Source organism: Pseudomonas kuykendallii (assembly GCF_900106975.1).
GTDB lineage: Bacteria > Pseudomonadota > Gammaproteobacteria > Pseudomonadales > Pseudomonadaceae > Pseudomonas_O > Pseudomonas_O kuykendallii.
Genome location: NZ_FNNU01000007.1, coordinates 148,232 through 165,065, shown reverse-complemented (window position 1 = coordinate 165,065; position 16,834 = coordinate 148,232). Strand labels below are relative to the sequence as shown.

The 16,834-nt window shown below is 63.1% G+C and carries 12 protein-coding genes; 3 read left to right on the top strand and 9 right to left on the bottom strand.

Annotated elements, in window-relative coordinates:
* Positions 1–129: 129 nt before the first annotated feature.
* The 9 genes from BLV15_RS20145 to radC form a co-directional block, all read right to left on the bottom strand.
* Entirely contained in the window at positions 130–1,644 is a 1,515-nt protein-coding gene (locus tag BLV15_RS20145) for a sigma-54 interaction domain-containing protein (RefSeq protein WP_090231507.1), read from the bottom strand.
* Positions 1,645–1,654: 10 nt separating this feature from the next.
* Complete coding sequence (tssH, locus tag BLV15_RS20140; protein ID WP_090231506.1) at positions 1,655–4,216, bottom strand: type VI secretion system ATPase TssH; 2,562 nt, start codon at positions 4,214–4,216, stop codon at positions 1,655–1,657.
* A gap of 10 nt (positions 4,217–4,226) precedes the next feature.
* Positions 4,227–5,234 carry a type VI secretion system baseplate subunit TssG gene (gene tssG / locus BLV15_RS20135; protein WP_090231505.1) on the bottom strand — a complete coding sequence of 336 codons (1,008 nt, stop codon included), beginning with the start codon at positions 5,232–5,234 and terminating at the stop codon, positions 4,227–4,229.
* The gene (tssF, locus tag BLV15_RS20130) at positions 5,198–6,988 is read right to left on the bottom strand and encodes a type VI secretion system baseplate subunit TssF (RefSeq protein ID WP_090231504.1); all 1,791 of its coding nucleotides are present in this window, start codon (positions 6,986–6,988) and stop codon (positions 5,198–5,200) included. Before tssF ends, tssG begins: the two co-directional genes overlap by 37 nt.
* 378 nt (positions 6,989–7,366) lie before the next feature.
* Complete coding sequence (gene tssE, locus BLV15_RS20125; RefSeq protein WP_090231503.1) at positions 7,367–7,780, bottom strand: type VI secretion system baseplate subunit TssE; 414 nt, start codon at positions 7,778–7,780, stop codon at positions 7,367–7,369.
* Positions 7,781–7,784: 4 nt separating this feature from the next.
* On the bottom strand, positions 7,785–9,263 hold the full coding sequence (tssC, locus tag BLV15_RS20120; protein WP_090231502.1) for a type VI secretion system contractile sheath large subunit: 1,479 nt from the start codon (positions 9,261–9,263) through the stop codon (positions 7,785–7,787).
* Positions 9,264–9,289: 26 nt separating this feature from the next.
* Positions 9,290–9,796, bottom strand: coding sequence for a type VI secretion system contractile sheath small subunit (tssB, locus tag BLV15_RS20115; protein ID WP_090231501.1), 507 nt, complete (start codon positions 9,794–9,796; stop codon positions 9,290–9,292).
* A 30-nt stretch (positions 9,797–9,826) separates the two neighbouring features.
* Complete coding sequence (gene tssA / locus BLV15_RS20110; protein ID WP_090231500.1) at positions 9,827–11,389, bottom strand: type VI secretion system protein TssA; 1,563 nt, start codon at positions 11,387–11,389, stop codon at positions 9,827–9,829.
* 302 nt (positions 11,390–11,691) lie between these two features.
* Complete coding sequence (radC, locus tag BLV15_RS20105) at positions 11,692–12,366, bottom strand: RadC family protein (protein WP_090231499.1); 675 nt, start codon at positions 12,364–12,366, stop codon at positions 11,692–11,694.
* 125 nt (positions 12,367–12,491) lie between these two features.
* Between radC and coaBC the strand changes: the two genes are divergently transcribed.
* From coaBC to algC, 3 genes are all read left to right on the top strand, one after another.
* Positions 12,492–13,703 carry a bifunctional phosphopantothenoylcysteine decarboxylase/phosphopantothenate--cysteine ligase CoaBC gene (gene coaBC / locus BLV15_RS20100; protein WP_090231498.1) on the top strand — a complete coding sequence of 404 codons (1,212 nt, stop codon included), beginning with the start codon at positions 12,492–12,494 and terminating at the stop codon, positions 13,701–13,703.
* Between the two features lie 3 nt (positions 13,704–13,706).
* Entirely contained in the window at positions 13,707–14,162 is a 456-nt protein-coding gene (dut, locus tag BLV15_RS20095; RefSeq protein ID WP_090231497.1) for a dUTP diphosphatase, read from the top strand.
* Positions 14,163–15,424: 1,262 nt separating this feature from the next.
* Entirely contained in the window at positions 15,425–16,816 is a 1,392-nt protein-coding gene (algC, locus tag BLV15_RS22245) for a phosphomannomutase/phosphoglucomutase (protein WP_217632908.1), read from the top strand.
* Positions 16,817–16,834 lie beyond the last annotated feature (18 nt).

Below are 16,834 nucleotides of genomic sequence, written 5' to 3'. Positions count from 1 at the left end.
AAGGCATAGGGCGTGGAAAGCGCCTCGCGGCCCTGGAACGCGAGCACCTGCAGGTCGTGCGCCTGGCCTTCGAGGCTCAGTGTGAAGTGCGCGGTATTGGCCGCTGCGAAGACGCTGTTGCCGGTGAGATCAGACATCGCCAGCACCGATGTTCAAGCGATCCATCCGGTACAGCAGCGTGCGCCTCGGCAAACCAAGATCGCGCGCCGCCCTGCTCTGATTACCACGGTTCTTGCGCAGGCACTCCAGCAACAGGCCCCGCTCGATCTGCTCCATACGCTCACGCAGGTTCTGCGTTTTTCCGCTGGAAATGATGCGTTCCTGGCGTAAATCGAAGTGCTCGGGCAGCAATTCGCCGCCTTCACACAACAGCACAGCGCGCTCGACCAGCCCCTTCAATTCGCGCACGTTGCCAGGGAATGCGTAGGCGCTTAGCTGACTCAGCGCGTCAGCGGACCAGCGACAGGTGTCGCGCTGCAGAAGGTGAGCGGCGTTGTCGGCGAAATGCCGGGCCAGGCGTGGAATATCACCGGCACGCTCGCGCAACGCAGGCAGCTCGATGGGAAAATGCGCCAGGCGATAGAACAGGTCTTCGCGAAACTGTCCTGCCTCCACCAGCGCGCGCAAATCACGGTGGGTGGCGGCAACGATACGCACATCGACACGGTGGGTCTTCGTCGAGCCCAGGGGGCGCACCTCACCCTCCTGCAGCACGCGAAGCAGCTTGCCCTGCAGGGCGAGCGGCATATCACCGATCTCGTCGAGGAACAGCGTGCCACCGTCAGCGGCATCGAACAGCCCCAGGCGATCACGATCAGCCCCGGTAAAAGCCCCTTTCCGATAACCGAACAGCTCACTCTCCAGCAAGCTCTCGGGCAACGACGCGCAGTTCTGTACCAAGAACGCTCGGCTGCGCCGCAATCCGCATTGGTGGATGGCCCGTGCGACCAGCTCCTTGCCGGTACCTGTTTCCCCCGTCAGCAACACGTTCACCGGGCTGTGCAGCACCTTGCCCACCAACCGGTAGACGGCGCGCATTCCAGGGCTTTCACCGATCAGGCCGTAGCCGCTGGCGCAGGGCGTAGGTGTACGTACCTCGTCCATTCCATCTGCGAGCCCGCGTAGCCTCTGCAACAGATGCAGTTGGGTGACCGCGAAGGTCCCCAGATTGCCCAGCGAGTCGGCGAACCCCTGCAGTTCGGAAGCGCGTTGACTGGCGCAAAGCAATAGCCCGCAGACATTGGCCCGCTCATCGCGCAGCGGCATGCATAACAAACTTCGCCAAGGCATCGCCCGAGGGGGCAGGAAGGATGTCTCGTGCAGGGCGCTGTCCAGCGTTGCAAGGCTGAGCGTCCGGTTCTGGCACAGGCAATACTGCAGCAACTGCTCGCCTTCGTAGTCGCTCGGCAGGCTCGCCGCTTCCCGGGGCTGCAGAACACCGTCAAGCCATTCGGCGCAGAGTGTGAGTCGGGTATGGGTCGCGTCCAGGAGGAACAGCTGGCTCAGCTCGCAGCCGGAAAGCTGAGCGGCGGACTCGACCAACATTCCGAGCAGCACCTCGGCGCTCAAGGCATGCGACAACCCGGCGAAACGCTGAAGCAGCCTTTCTGCGTAATGCAGCGGCTGCGGCACATGGCGGAACATGGAAGAGGCTTCAGGCGAACTCACAGACCATCGCTCCTTCGCCGTTCAGCGTGGCGTGCACGTGCCGCAGCGGCTCTCCGCCCGCCATCGCGCCCAGCAAGCGGTCCACGATCATGGGCTGCAGGTCGCTTTCGATCAGCCGGTCTATCAGACGAGCACCGCTATCGCCCTGCGCACAGCGTTCGGTGATGCGCGTGAGCAGCGCGTCGGTATAGCTGAGCCCCAGGTTGCGCCGCCGCAAGCGCTCGGCGAAACGGGCCAGCTTCATCTCGACCAGCTCACGCAGTACCTCGCCGCTCACCGGGTAGTAGGGCACCACGCAGATACGCGCCAGCAACGCAGGCTTGAAATGGTGGGAGAGAGCCGGACGGATGGCCTCCCGCAGTTCCTGGATGTCAGGTCGACGGTGCCCACACAGCGTGGCGATCCGCTCGCTGGCGAGGTTGGAAGTCATCAGGATCAGCGTGTTGCGGAAATCGATCTCGCGCCCTTCACCGTCGTTCGCCAGGCCCTTGTCGAAAATCTGGTAGAAGAGATTGAGAACGTCCGGATCGGCCTTCTCCACTTCATCGAGAAGAATCACCGAGTAAGGTTTCTGCCTCACCGCCTCTGTCAGTACGCCGCCTTCCCCGTAGCCGACATAACCCGGTGGCGACCCGATCAGCCGGGAAATGCTGTGCCGCTCCTGAAACTCGGACATGTTCAGGGTGGTGAGAAAACGCTCGCCGCCATACAGCAGCTCGGCGAGCGCCAGTGCCGTTTCGGTTTTGCCGACACCACTCGGGCCGACGAGAAGGAAGACGCCCACGGGAGCATCGGCCCGATTCAGCCCGACCGCCGTTGCTCGCATCGCACGATCCAGCGCATCCACCGCCGGGTCCTGACCACGCACGCGCTGACGCAGATCGGCGGCGAAACTCATCAAGCGGGCGTTGTGCTCGCGTGCCAGCTGCGACAGCGGTACACCGGTCCAGTGGCTGATCACCTCGGCAACCAGTCGTGGGCAGACCTCGTGGCTGACCAGACGTGACTGCGCTTGCTCCGCCGCCAGCTCGGCCTGGGTCTCACGCAACGCCGTCTCTATCCCCGTCGACGATGCCGAGTCCGCGGTAGCCTGCTGCTGCCGAAGGTCGAGTAGCCGCTGCGCCAACAGTCGCTGGCGCTGCCAACGCGATTCCAACTGCCGGCATTCGTCTTCGGCCTCGACAAGACGCGCTTCCAGCTCATCCAGGGCAGGCTCGTCGACCGCCAAACCGGCACTCAGATCACGCCGCTGGGCATGCGCCTGACGAACACCTTCGGCAATTTCGCCACGCAAACGCTCCAGCGCTTCCGGCGCCGTGGACAGGCTGATGCGGACACGCGCACAGGCGGTATCGAGAACGTCCACGGCCTTGTCCGGCAATTGCCGACCAGCAAGGTAGCGGGCGGAAAGCTCTGCGGCGGCGACCACCGCATCGTCACGCAGGTAAATGCCATGACTGCGCTGATAGACCGGCGCCAGGCCGCGAAGGATGGTTACCGCCTCGCTCACGCTGGGCTCATGCAGCTGCACCGGCTGGAAGCGCCGCGCCAGCGCGGGGTCTTTCTCGAAGTATTTCTTGTATTCGCTCCAGGTGGTTGCCGCGATGGTGCGAAGCTCGCCCCGCGCCAGCGCCGGCTTCAGCAGATTCGCCGCATCGTTGCTGCCCGCCTGGCCACCCGCCCCGATCAGGCTGTGCGCCTCGTCGATGAAGAGGATGATGGGTTTGAGCGCCATCTTCACCTCATCGATAACCCCCTGCAGGCGGCGCTCGAACTCGCCCTTGATACTCGCGCCCGCCTGCAGCAATCCAAGGTCGAGACAGAGCAGCTCGACGCCCGCGAGGGCTTCCGGCACGTCACCTCGAACGATGCGCAACGCCAGCCCTTCAACCACCGCGGTCTTGCCGACGCCGGCTTCGCCGACCACGATCGGATTGTTCTTCCGGCGCCGCGCGAGGATGTCGATCATCTGGCGAATCGCGGAATCCCGGCAGAGCACCGGATCGAGCTTCCCGTCCCGCGCCTGCTGGGTAAAGTTATGGGTGAAGCGCTGCAGATTGGTCTGGCCAGCGGGCACCTGCTCCATGGGATCGGGCGCCTGCCCGGCGCGGGCAAACTCTCGCAGGCGCTGCACGCTCAACCTCGCCAGCAAGGGCTGGAATTGGCTGCCGGCATAACGCAGCGGGTTGCACAGCAGCGCAAGAAGCAACGCCGCCTGGTCAATCTGGGTCCTGCCGAGTTCAAGGTTGGCCATGAGCAGCGAATCCTGCAGCCACTGCACCAGTTCGCCGGAAAAGACCGGATTGAGCGATTCGCTACGCTCTGCGCGCGGTTGCAGCGTGGCCGCCAGCGCTCCGGGTTCGACGCCGGCATCCTGCAAAGCCCGCATCAGCACGCCATCGCTGCGCTCCAGCAGGCCGAGGAGCAAATCCTCCAGCAGAATCCTGCTGCCTCCGCGTGAGACGCATCGCTCGGCGGCGCGCTCCAGGTCGCGTTTGCTTTCGGCATCCAATGCCAGCACCAGTCGTTGCAGATCGACGTTGATCATCTCGCTGTCCTCAGTGAGATTGGCTGCTCAAGGTCACCAGACCATCCGCCTGCCGACTCCCGAGCCAACTGGTCCAACCCAGCCGGCAGGGGTTATCGGCGCCCAGACGCAGCTCGCGTATTTCGTCCTGACGCAATTGCAGACGAATGTCGTAGGCCAGCGGATCGCGCAGGGTGAAACGCGCCAGCGCGCAGAGCGGTTGATAGCCCGTACCTATGGGCAGGAACTCGTGGAAGCGCTGCCAACCCAGCTGGCGGATGTGAATACGGAATTTTCCACCGCGATCCCGGACCCGCTCGCCCAACACCAGGCTTTCACCCAAACGGCTGTTCGCCAGACCGAGCCGGTTGAGCTGTTCGCCCAGAATCGTCACCTGGCGCTCGATGCACTGTTCGATGAACAGCTCGGCATGCTTGAAGTAGTACCGCAGGACCGATTCGATCAACGCGGCGGAATGCGCGCGCAGGCTGAGCAGACCGAGATAGGGCAGCAACCGCTTCCAGTTGAGTTCGGACGCGCCGCGAATGGTCTCGCCGCCCAGACCGATGAGAGCGAACAGATGCGCGGAGAAGGCGTCCGTGGCGCCCGGCCGGAACCCCGCGCGATAACGGTACTTGCGCCAGATCGGCAACAGCAGACGTTGCAAGCGTCCATTGAAGAGGTCGAGAAATGCGCGTGTTGGATTTCCCTCATCGCCATCGCCCAGCGCCTGATCGGCGTAGAACGTCGGCAATGGAGATCCGGCACCGCAAAGTCCGATCAGATTGATGCGCAGCCGCGCACGTAGCTCCCCGCCCTCCTCGAAGAACTGCAGCTGGTCGATATCGCTACCCGGAAAGCCGAGGCTCGGGTTGGCTTGAAACTCAAGCCGAGCGTACAGCCCCTCCTCGTCCAGATCGGGATAGGCGGCCCGTAGCCGATCAAGCACCAGCAGCACACCCTGGAACAGGCTGTACTCTCGAATGCCCCGGCTCAGCCGGCTCAAAGCAGGGGCTGCTGCCCCATGCGTGGCGTCCATCGGTACACCTCTCCTTGTGTACTGCGTACGTGCAGCTCGTGGTACGAATTAAGACTGGCGTACAGAGCCAGGAACTCGTTGAGCACCGAGGCGAAAAGGAACAGATCGCCCTCGCCCAGATAGCCGTCGGGATTCATCACCAGCTCCGTGCGTACTCCGCGCACCGGCAAACCCCGCAGCAATCGATCGACATGCTGATGGCTGATCGCCTCGAGCCCTCCCAGCAGACGCCGGCTGACCTTTTCTGCCTGCTGGTCATAGTGACGCGGCAGGTCATAGGTCTCGAGGATCACCTTCAGCGCCTCGACATTCGTCAGCGACAGGTAGTTGAGCGACAGGTTGCTGATCAGCTTCCAGAGGAAGTCACGATGTACGGGTGGGGCGTAGCTCGAGGTCACGCTGCCGATGTTTCGAAACGTCAGAAACTCCGGGGTGTCCTCGCTGGGCAGGCAGATATCGCCCGCCCGTAGCTGGCTCGGCAGGTTCTGATTGGTACACGTCAGTTCTACGGAGAGTGTTTCATGCTGGTCGAGGTCGCGCAGGCCGAAGCTGAGATAGGTTTCCAGGCCATCGCCGAGCAACGATGGTTGCTGTCGGACGCTGTAATGTGGGCGCGCCAGCGGCACGTCGAAACTCGGATCGTGCTCGAAGGACTCGAACGCGACGTACTCCTGATAGCCCATCCCCCCGGGCTTCCAACCGGTCACCCGATCCACCGAGAAGACGCCGCAATGCCTGGAGTCGAGTTCTGCAGGTAGCAGCAGGTACTGATCCTGCTTGCCATCCAGGCGAATCGGGATGGCATCGTGCTCAAAGAGGTTGACCACCGGCGTGCAGTGCAGGCGCACATTGTCCAGCGTCGGCCTGATGCGCTGCACCCCCGCCTGGCGAATGTCGAAGCGCACCTCAAAGCCGCGCGCCTCACCGATCCGCTCTCCCAGCAGAGGGTTGAGCCGTTCTAGGCCGAGCAGGTCGAGAAACAGGAATTTGTCCTGAAACGCGAAGTACTCCTGCAGATAGCGGTAGCCGCGAAAGGTATTCAGCGGATAGGGAACCAGCGCCTCGCTCTCGGAGAAACCTACTGCCTGTACCTGGCTGGGATCCAGCGACAGCAGCGACAGCATCTGGCCATGATCGTCTTCGAGTGGCCTGTGTTCGGCGTCGAGGAAGACCAGCTGAATGCCTTCGAGATGACGCAGTAAACCCAGATACAGCAACTGGCTGATGTAGCGGTCACCGCACAAATGCAGACGCAGGCTGGACAGTGCGAGCTCGCCCAGATGACCGTCCGCGCACATTTCCACGCGCAAACTGAGCAGCGCGCCACCGCCCTTGACCGAGTAATCCAGGCCGGTGAGCTCCAGCGGGAACACCGAGGTGGCATAGGCGGTACGGAAACGGCAAGTAACGCCTTCGATGGGCCGCGATTCCGCCGGCGTATTGCGAGGCACCGACAAAGCCGGTCCCGGACGCTTCAACGGATCGAACTGCACCATGCTGAACGCAGGCAATGGCCGCATGTAGTTAGGCCACAGCAGGTGCATCAGCGAATGGGTCAGCTCCGGCAGTTCATCGTCCAGCTTCTGCCGAAGACGCCCGGTTAGAAACGCGAAGCCCTCCAGCAACCGCTCCACATCCGGATCGCGCCCCGCCTGCCCAAGGAAAGGCGCCAGCGCCGGGCTGCGGTCGGCAAAGCACTTGCCGAGCTGGCGCAAGGCCGTGAGTTCGCTCTGGTAATAGTGGTTGAAGGACATGGCGCTTCAGTCCTTTTCCGATGGATACGAAGCGTACGGAACATGGCCCTGATCGGTTAGGGTCGTAGAAACCGGATGTGCAGATGAATAGAGAGGAAATACGAATTCCATCGGATTGACCCAGCACTTCTCGAGGCGAAGAAGTTGTTGGCGCCAGGTACCGATTGCTGTGTTTGAACTCTGAAGAATTTGAACGAAATGAAAGGCCGACGGATCGCCGCTATCCCCTACAACTAACAGGGGAGCGGATGTATTGCATAACTCACTCGGAACATGGACGCGGGCATGGAAAGTTGCCGAGCTACCTGCCGCTGTCGAAATCCAGGCAGTTAATGCCGAGGATAATTTTATGAAGTTCATGTCATCGCCATCCATGGCTCAGCCATTACGTTGGACCCTGACCTTGCCGCTGCCGTCCAGGCGTGCGGTAAAACTGATCGGGCGCGTCTGCCCATCAATATTCAGCAACCCGTCCAAGGTGAAAGACAGCGTGAGCGGGTCGTGCTTGCAGGGCAAAGGCGCAACCCGCACGCTCGTCAGGCGTGGCTCGTACTGCCCGACGAAACGCTCGATAGCCGTGCGAGCCTGAAGCAACGAGTCGTGTAACGAGCGACTCATGTCGTTGAGGTCGGGAAGTCCATAGTCGGGCAACGTTTGCACGCTGCCCGCCCGGGTACTGAGCATCTTTCCGAGATGGTCAGCCACCGATGCCATGACCGCCACTTCGCGACTCCAGCCCTTCCGCAGCTGGGCTGTACCGTTCAGGCGCTCGAAGAGACTTCCGTAGGACACGCCGTCACTCCTTGTCCAACTTGCCCACCAGCGACAAGGTGAAATCGGCGCCCATGTACTTGAAATGTGGCCGCACGTTCAAGCTGACCCGGTACCAGCCAGGCTCGCCCTCGACGTCGCTGACGATGACCTGGGCCGCTCGCAGTGGTCGCCGGCTTCGTACCTCCGAGCTGGGGTTCTCCTGGTCCGCCACGAACTGCCGAATCCACTTGTTCAATTCCAGCTCAAGGTCGGTACGCTCTTTCCACGCACCAATCTGTTCGCGCTGCAGAACCTTCAGATAGTGAGCCAGGCGGTTGACGATGAACAGATAAGGCAGCTGCGTGCCGAGCTTGTAGTTCAGCTCGGCATTCTTGCCTTCTTCACTGATGCCGAAGAACTTCGGCTTCTGCGCTGAATTGGCGGAGAAAAACGCCGCGTTATCGCTGCCCTTGCGCATCGTCAGGGCGATGAAACCCTCCTCCGCCAACTCATACTCGCGCCGATCGGACACCAGCACCTCGGTCGGAATCTTGGTTTCGATCTCGCCCATGCTTTCGAAATGGTGAAGCGGAAGATCTTCCACCGCCCCACCGCTTTGTGGCCCGATGATGTTCGGGCACCAGCGGAACTTGGCGAAACTGTCGGTCAGCCTGCTGGCGAAGGTATAGGCGGTATTGCCCCACAGGTAATGTTCGTGGCTGTTTGCGACATTCTCCCGGTAGACGAAGGTTTTCACCGGGTTGTCTTCGGGATCATACGGATTGCGCAGCAGGAAACGGGGCACCGTCAGGCCGACATAGCGAGAGTCCTCCTGCTCCCGGAAGCTCTGCCACTTGGCGAATTGCGGGCCCTCGAAGTGGTCCTTGAGGTCCTTCATGTCGGGCAGGCCGGTAAAGCTCTCCAGACCGAAGAACTTGGGGCCTGCCGAGGCGATGAAGGGAGCATGGGACATACAGGCGACGCTGGCGACGTACTGCAACGTTTTCACATCCGGCGCACTCGGATCGAAGAAGTAGTTGGCAATCAGCGCGGCCACCGGCTGGCCACCGAACTGGCCGTACTCGGCGGTGTAGATGTGCTTGTAGAGACCGGACTGGACGATCTCCGGGCTGTCCTCGAAGTCGTCGAGCAGGTCCTGCTTGGAGACGTTGAGAATCTCCAGCTTGATGTTCTCGCGGAAATTGGTCCGATCCACCAGCAGCTTGAGTCCCCGCCACGAGGACTCGAGCGCCTGAAACTGCGGATGATGGAGGATTTCATCCATCTGCCGGCTGAGCTTGGCGTCGATCTCCGCGATCATGCGGTCGACCATGGCCTTCTTCACCGACTCGTGCTCGTTCTGCGGCTTGAGCAGCTCTTCAATGAACGCGGAGACGCCCCGCTTGGCGATATCGTAAGCCTCGTCATCGGGGCTAAGTTTGGTTTCGGCAATGATGCGGTCGAGAATGCCGAGCTCGGCGAAATTCTTGTCGCCGTCGATGGCTGCTGCGCTAGTGCTCATGGTTTCCACTTCCCTGTGAGGTGTTCTCAAGCATCCAGTTTGTCTTGTGCGGCGAGACCCAGCTCGCCGAGCACCCGCTCCCGCGAGACGTCATCGGCCAGCACACTTTCGATGGCGCGGCGGAACGCCGGGGCATTGCCCAAGGGGCCCTTCAGCGCGACCAGCGCATCACGAAGTTCCATCAGCTTCTTCAGCTCCGGGACCTGATCGACCAGATTGGCCGGATTGAAATCTTTCATGGAGTGGATGCGCAGCTGCACGCCGAGGTCTTCATCGCTGGCGTCCTCCAGCAGGTGATTGGCCACGCCGAAGCTGAGGCTCAGCTCCTGCTTGGCGAGTACCTCGTCGAAGTTGTTCTTGTCGATGCCGATGGGTTGACGGTCCTCGACCTTTCGCTCATCGAGCTGCTGGTTGAAGTCGCCCAGAACCATGAGTTTGAGCGGCAGTTCGATCTCTTCCTGCGCACCTCCGGCGGCGGGCTTGAACGTGACGTTGACGCGTTCCTTGGGTGCCACCGAGCCTTCTTTGGCCATGTTCATTCTCCTTTGTGTTCAGTCTTGCGATCAGTCCAGCACCACTTCGATATCGAGGTGGCAAAGTCGTCTATGCACCTCCTCCTTGCGCTCGCGAACCGCATGGTTCTGCGGGAGTAGTTCGCAGCAGCTGTAGAGAAGGCGCATGACCTCGAGCACAAGATCCGGCTCCCAGTCGGACAAACCGCCGGCCTGAAGTGTCTGGTCCAGGGATTCGAGCTGGGTCTTCGCCAGCTCGTACTTTTTTGCGGCAACACACAAACGCGCCAATGCCAGATGCCAGAAAAAGCGCTCACGACCGCCTTGGGCGCTCGCCAACCCCTGCTTGAGGGCCTGAACCGCGGGCTTCAGGCCTTCCTTGCGCAGGCGTGGCAGGTTGTCCTGCAGGGCAACGTCCCACGCCAACCTAACCTCCTGCTCACTGGCGACAGGAAGGGCTGTGCTGGACGGCGGCTGAACATGGGGCATGACTTGGGCGCTGATCCATGCGCGGGTTTGTGCATCCGCGAACGGCGAGCCGTCATGGAAGCGCAACATTTCCAGGCCCTTCATCCGCTGCAGAAACAAGGCGAGCTGGATCTCGACCTCGCGCATGGCCTGCTCCGCTTGCAACTCCTGCAAGCACAGCCAGACGAGGTGCTGGCCGTCCAGCCAGAACGGCGCCCGCACCAGGCTGGCCTCCAGATCGCTCAGCAGATCAGCATATTGACCTTGCTGGAAGCGCTCCTGAAAGCAGACAAGCCTGTCCTGCGGCAAACCTCGGAGGCTGGTCATTTGTTCTGCGTTGCGTTCGGGGAGGCCTTCGATGGGTAACCACAACAGGGTGCGGGCCAGGCGCAACGCTCGCAGGTCACTGGCCTTCTGCTTTAGCCAATAGGCGCACAGCGGGCGGGCTTGCTCCTGCAGCGCCCGGAGCCCCTTGTGGGCATCCTTTTCGCTCTCTACTGGCGCGCCGGGAGTGAGCATCTGGCTTGCGGCCTGCTTCACCTGAGCGATAACGGCCCCGACGCTTCCCGGCTCCGGCTGGCCGACGGACGCCTGCCGGACCTGCTCCTCCATGCGCCGACAAAGCGGCAGTAACAGCGGCGCGTCACTGCCCAACTGCTCGGACAGCAAACGCTCCAGTGAACGAAGCTGCTCGGCGAGTTCGCGAAACAGCGTGAGTTGCTCGACAAGCGGGATGGGCTCGGCGAAAACCTGCTCCAGGCGCGGGACCAGCCAACTGACCGCGGCGGCGCGGGTTCGCGGTTTGCGGGGATACAGTTCCGTCCAGTGGTTCGCACACAGGTAGTTCAAAAGACCGAGTCCGGCGTGCAGCCCGGCGAAGGATTCGCGCTTGTACAGGCCCCAGATCAGCCACGCGGCGACGCGCAGGTCCTTGGACTGGGAGGCGAGCAGAGATTCACAGCCCTCACGAACTCTCTGCCAGTCGACAATGCCCGTCTCGTGCGGCGAAGAAGGCTTGTTCAGCTCTTTCTCAAGCCGTTCGTACTCGGCCGAGTAACGCGCATCGGAGCCGATGAAGTCTCCGTCGCGAATAGGCGACTTGGCCAAGTCCAGATAGTGGGCATTCAACTTGTTTAGATAAGTCATCCTTGACTCTTCATTTCGGCGTAATGACGCCTGAGGTGCGAAATCCATTTCGACCATGTTGCGCAACTTATTGCACACTTACCAACTGCGCAGTTATTTGCACACAAACTTCACGCGCTACGCATCCTAATCCTGCACACAACTTCAAAGTGTGACAGGCATTCAACTAATAGCACGATGTAAAAAAGGTGGAATCAAGTTGTCGACTTAATATGATCCAGGACAACCAATCCGAGTGATTATGCAAAGAGCGTATGTATTAGGGGCGCGAGTGCGCTTTCGGAGGTAGTGCAGAGTCCGAATCAAACCCACCCAGACTCCATCATCGACAGCGGTTCGCCGTCACCCACGATGAAATGGTCGAGTACACGCACGTCCACCAGGGCCAGCGCATCCGTCAGCCGGCGGGTCAGTTGGCGGTCGGCCTGGCTGGGCTCGGCGACACCCGAGGGATGGTTGTGGGTGAGGATGAGGGCGGCGGCGTTGTGTGCGAGGGCACGTTTGACCACCTGACGTGGGTAGACGCTGGCGCTGTCGATGCTGCCGTGGAACAGCGCTTCGAAAGCCAGCACGCGGTGCTTGGCGTCGAGGAACAGGCAGGCGAAGACTTCGTGGGGTTCGTGGCGCAGGCGCGCCTTGAGGTAGTCGCGCACGGCTTGCGGGCTTTCCAGGGCGGAATCGCGCTTGAGGCCCTCGGCGAGGTGGCGACGTCCCATTTCCAGGACGGCCTGCAGTTGGGCGAACTTCGCCGGGCCCAGGCCGAGACGCAGGCTGAAGGACGCCTGGTCGGCCTCGAGCAGCGCACGCAGGCTGCCGAAGTCCTGCAGCAGGTGGCGCGCCAGGTCCACCGCGCTCTGCCCGACCACGCCGGTACGCAGGAAGATCGCCAGCAATTCGGCATCGGTCAGAGCCGCCGCGCCTTGCTCCAGAAGTTTCTCCCGCGGGCGCTCTGCCGCAGGCCAATCGCGAATGCTCATGACACCTCCCTGTCGAGCCGCGGCCCGCTGTTCCGGTGCAGGCGCTGTGCTATCTTAGCCGAACTTTGCGCGGCGCCCTGCCTGGGCACATTTGCGGCCGCGGTCACTTATAAAAAGGCAGGCCTATGCAGCGGCTGTATCGTAAACGCATCGTCCTGGGCGTCGGCGGCGGGATTGCCGCTTACAAGAGTGCCGAGTTGGTCCGCCGCCTGCGCGACCAGGGCGCTGAAGTCCGTGTGGTGATGACCCAGGGCGGACGTGAATTCATCACGCCGCTGACCCTCCAGGCCCTTTCCGGCCACCCCGTTCACCTCGACCTGCTCGACCCGGATGCCGAAGCGGCAATGGGCCATATCGAGCTGGCGCGCTGGGCCGATCTGATTCTCATCGCTCCGGCCACCGCCGACCTGATGGCGCGCCTCGCCCAGGGCGTCGCCAATGACCTGCTGACCACCCTGGTGCTGGCCACCGATGCGCAGATCGCGCTGGCGCCGGCGATGAACCAGGCCATGTGGCGCGATGAGGCGACCCAGGCCAACGCCCGCGTGTTGCAGGAGCGCGGCATGCGCCTGTTCGGTCCGGCGTCGGGTAGCCAGGCCTGCGGGGATGTCGGCATGGGCCGCATGCTCGAGGCCGACGACCTGGCTCAGCTCGCCGCCGACTGTTTCCAGCGCCTGTCGCTGTCTGGCGTGCACGTGCTGATCACCGCCGGGCCGACCCAGGAAAACATCGATCCGGTGCGCTACATCACCAACCACAGCTCGGGGCGGATGGGTTTCGCCCTTGCCGAGGCGGCGGCCGAGGCCGGCGCGCGGGTCACGCTGATCACCGGGCCGGTGTATCTGCCGACGCCGGACCGGGTCAATCGCATCGATGTGGTCAGCGCCCGCGACATGCTCGCGGCCTGCGAGGCTGCGATGCCGTGCGACCTGCTGATCGCCGCCGCCGCGGTGGCCGACTACCGTCCCGAAGTGATCGCCCAGCACAAGCTGAAGAAGGACCCCACCAGCGGCGACGGACTGCTCCTGCAACTGGTGCGCAACCCGGATATCCTCGCCACGCTGGCGCAGCGCGCAGACCGCCCGTTCAGCGTCGGCTTCGCCGCCGAGACCGAGAACCTGCTGGAGTACGCCTCGCGCAAGCTGCGTGACAAGAACCTCGACCTGATCGTCGCCAACGACGTGGCCAACCCCACGATCGGCTTCAACAGCGAGGAAAACGCGATCACCGTGATCGATCGCGAGCACCATCAAAGCGCCTTCGCCCAGACCAGCAAGGGCAAGATCGCCCGTCAACTGATCGACTTCATCGCCGACCGTCTCAACCGCACTGAGTGACCGATGCACGCCCTCCAAGCCAAGATCCTCGATCCACGCCTGGGCAGCGAATTCCCGCTGCCGACCTACGCCACGCCCGGTTCCGCCGGCCTCGACCTTCGCGCGATGCTCAAGCAGGCGCATGTGCTCGAACCCGGTGAGACCCTGTTGATTCCCACCGGCCTGGCGATCCATGTCGCCGATCCCGGGCTCGCCGCGCTGGTCTTGCCGCGCTCGGGGCTCGGCCATAAGCACGGCATCGTGCTCGGCAACCTGGTCGGCCTGATCGACTCGGATTACCAGGGCGAGCTGATGGTGTCGTGCTGGAACCGCGGGCAGACCGCCTTCAGCATCGCCGTCGGCGAGCGGATCGCGCAGTTGGTGCTGGTTCCGGTGGTGCAGGCGCATTTCGAGCTGGTCGAGGAATTCGGCGAAAGCCAGCGCGGTGCGGGTGGTTTTGGCCATTCCGGCAGTCACTGACGCAACTTCAGGATGAATTGCGAGGAACCCAGGTGAAACTCTTCAAGCGCACGGCCAAGGAATCCGATACCGGTGTCGACCTCTCGTCGATGGGCAAGGCGGCGCCCCGCCAATCGCTGGGCAAGAATCCGCTGCTACCGGGACTGGTTCCCGTGCTGCTCGGCCTGGTCGCTGCAGGCGCCGTGCTGTGGTTCGGCGTGTTCTCCAACTTCCAGCAGGAGCAACGGCAGCAACTGGTACAGACCTTCGGCAGCGCCCAGGCATCCGCCCTGCAACAGGCCCTGGCTGCACTCACCGCCGACACCCGCGCCGCCGCGCGCAATCCGCAATTGCTCGCCGCGCTGCAGAGTGGCGACGCCAGCCAGATCAGCGCCGCCGAACAATCGATCGGCTACTGGGATGGCGTGATCGACGCCTACATCAACCCGCGCGGCGAGGCCTCTCAGGATCGCAGCCGGACAGCACCGGTGAGCTTCGCCGCCCTCGACTTGCTGCGCCGCGCAGAAGGCGGCCAGCCACCCGCCGCCGAAGCCTACAAGGTCGGCAACCGCTGGATGGTCTACAGCGCCGCACCGCTGCGGCAGGACGACAAGAGCCCGGTGGTCGGTACGCTGCTGCTGGTGGTCGATCTGCAACGCCTGCTGCGCACCCTGCCGCCGCTGCCGAACAGCGCCGGTCGCCTGCAGCTGACCCAGAAGTTCGGCAACGCGCCGGAGCAGGTGCTCGCCAACTTCGGTGGAGAACCCGGTACCGAGGGCGAGCCGCTGGCCTTGAGCAGCGGCAACCCGAACTGGAAGCTGCGCTTCGCGCCGAGCCAGGAAATCAGCGCGCTGGACGTCTCGCCGCTGATGCTCGCGCTCGCCGCGCTGCTGGCGTTCGGCGGCGCGCTGGCCGGCCTGCAGATGGTGCACGGGCTGCAGCAACGCCGCCTGCGCGGCGACGTTCTGCACCTGGGGCAGATGGCGCAGGAACTCTACAACGGCAAGACCATCAAAACTCCCAGCCTGAGCTTGCCCTTGATGGACGCTCTGGCGCAGAACCTCGCGCGCATGCCCACAAGAAGAAGAAACGAAGCAGCCTCGAATGCCGCCGAAAACGGCGCCTCGGGCTCCGCCTCATCCTCGCGAGCGGTTGAACCCATTGCCGACCCAAACACCGAGCTGGTCGACCCGCTGTTCCAGTCGACCGACATTCTCGATATCGACATTCTCGACGAGGACCAAGACATGCTTGGCCTCGAGTCCATGGAGCGAGACACTCAGATGAGCACCCCCCAAGCCCCCACGCTTCCCGCGAGCATCTTCCGCGCCTACGACATTCGTGGCGTGGTCGGCGACAGCCTGACCCCGGAAACCGCGTACTGGATCGGTCGCGCGATCGGCTCGGAAACCCTCGCCAAGGGCGAACCGAACATCTCCGTCGGCCGCGACGGCCGCCTCTCCGGACCGGAGCTGGTGCAGCAATTGATTCAGGGCCTGCTCGACTCGGGCTGTAACGTCAGCGACATCGGCATGGTGCCGACGCCGGTGCTCTACTACGCGGCCAACGTGCTCGCCGGCAAGTCCGGCGTGATGCTCACCGGCAGTCACAACCCGCCGGACTACAACGGCTTCAAGATCGTCATCGCCGGCGACACCCTGGCCAACGAGCAGATCCAGGCGCTGCGCCTGCGCATCGAGAACAACGACCTGGCCAGCGGCAGCGGTAGCGTCGAACGGGTCGACGTACTCGAGCGCTACTACAACGAGATTCGCGACGACATCGCCGTCGCCAAGAAGCTCAAGGTCGTGGTCGACTGCGGCAACGGCGTCGCCGGGGTGATCGCCCCGCAGCTGATCGAAGGCCTGGGCTGCGAAGTGATTCCGCTGTTCTGCGACGTCGACGGCAACTTCCCCAACCACCATCCGGACCCGGGCAAGCCGGAAAACCTCGAAGACCTGATCGCCAAGGTGAAGGAAGTCGGCGCCGACATCGGCCTCGCCTTCGACGGCGACGGCGACCGCGTCGGCGTGGTGACCAACACCGGCACCATCATCTACCCGGACCGCCTGCTGATGCTCTTCGCCAAGGACGTCGTCTCGCGCAACCCCGGCGCGGACATCATCTTCGACGTCAAATGCACGCGCCGCCTGACCGCGCTGATCAGCGGCTACGGCGGTCGCCCGGTGATGTGGAAGACCGGCCACTCGCTGATCAAGAAGAAGATGAAGGAAACCGGCGCGCTGCTCGCCGGCGAGATGAGCGGCCACGTCTTCTTCAAGGAGCGTTGGTTCGGCTTCGACGACGGTATCTACAGCGCCGTGCGCCTGCTGGAGATCATCAGCCAGGACAAGCGCGACGCCGAGCACGTGTTCTCCGCGTTCCCCAACGACGTCTCGACCCCGGAGATCAACATCCAGGTCACCGAAGAGAGCAAGTTCGCCATCATCGACGCCCTGCAGCGCGACGCCCAGTGGGGCGAGGCCAACCTGACCACCCTCGACGGCGTGCGTGTCGACTACCAGAAAGGCTGGGGCCTGGTGCGCGCCTCCAACACCACGCCGGTGCTGGTGCTGCGCTTCGAGGCCGAGACCGAGACCGAGCTGGAACGCATCAAGGCGGTGTTCCGCGAGCAGCTCGCGCGCGTCGCTCCGGAGATGAAAGTACCGTTCTGAGCAGACGGCGCGTGATGC

Coding starts and splice junctions, on each gene's coding strand:
- tssA (WP_090231500.1), bottom strand. CDS start 11,389: ATGACTTATCTAAACAAGTTGAATGCCCACTATCTGGACTTGGCCAAG.
- tssH (WP_090231506.1), bottom strand. CDS start 4,216: ATGATCAACGTCGATCTGCAACGACTGGTGCTGGCATTGGATGCCGAA.
- coaBC (WP_090231498.1), top strand. CDS start 12,492: ATGCAGCGGCTGTATCGTAAACGCATCGTCCTGGGCGTCGGCGGCGGG.
- dut (WP_090231497.1), top strand. CDS start 13,707: ATGCACGCCCTCCAAGCCAAGATCCTCGATCCACGCCTGGGCAGCGAA.
- BLV15_RS20145 (WP_090231507.1), bottom strand. CDS start 1,644: ATGTTCCGCCATGTGCCGCAGCCGCTGCATTACGCAGAAAGGCTGCTT.
- tssG (WP_090231505.1), bottom strand. CDS start 5,234: ATGGACGCCACGCATGGGGCAGCAGCCCCTGCTTTGAGCCGGCTGAGC.
- tssC (WP_090231502.1), bottom strand. CDS start 9,263: ATGAGCACTAGCGCAGCAGCCATCGACGGCGACAAGAATTTCGCCGAG.
- algC (WP_217632908.1), top strand. CDS start 15,425: ATGAGCACCCCCCAAGCCCCCACGCTTCCCGCGAGCATCTTCCGCGCC.
- tssF (WP_090231504.1), bottom strand. CDS start 6,988: ATGTCCTTCAACCACTATTACCAGAGCGAACTCACGGCCTTGCGCCAG.
- tssB (WP_090231501.1), bottom strand. CDS start 9,796: ATGGCCAAAGAAGGCTCGGTGGCACCCAAGGAACGCGTCAACGTCACG.
- radC (WP_090231499.1), bottom strand. CDS start 12,366: ATGAGCATTCGCGATTGGCCTGCGGCAGAGCGCCCGCGGGAGAAACTT.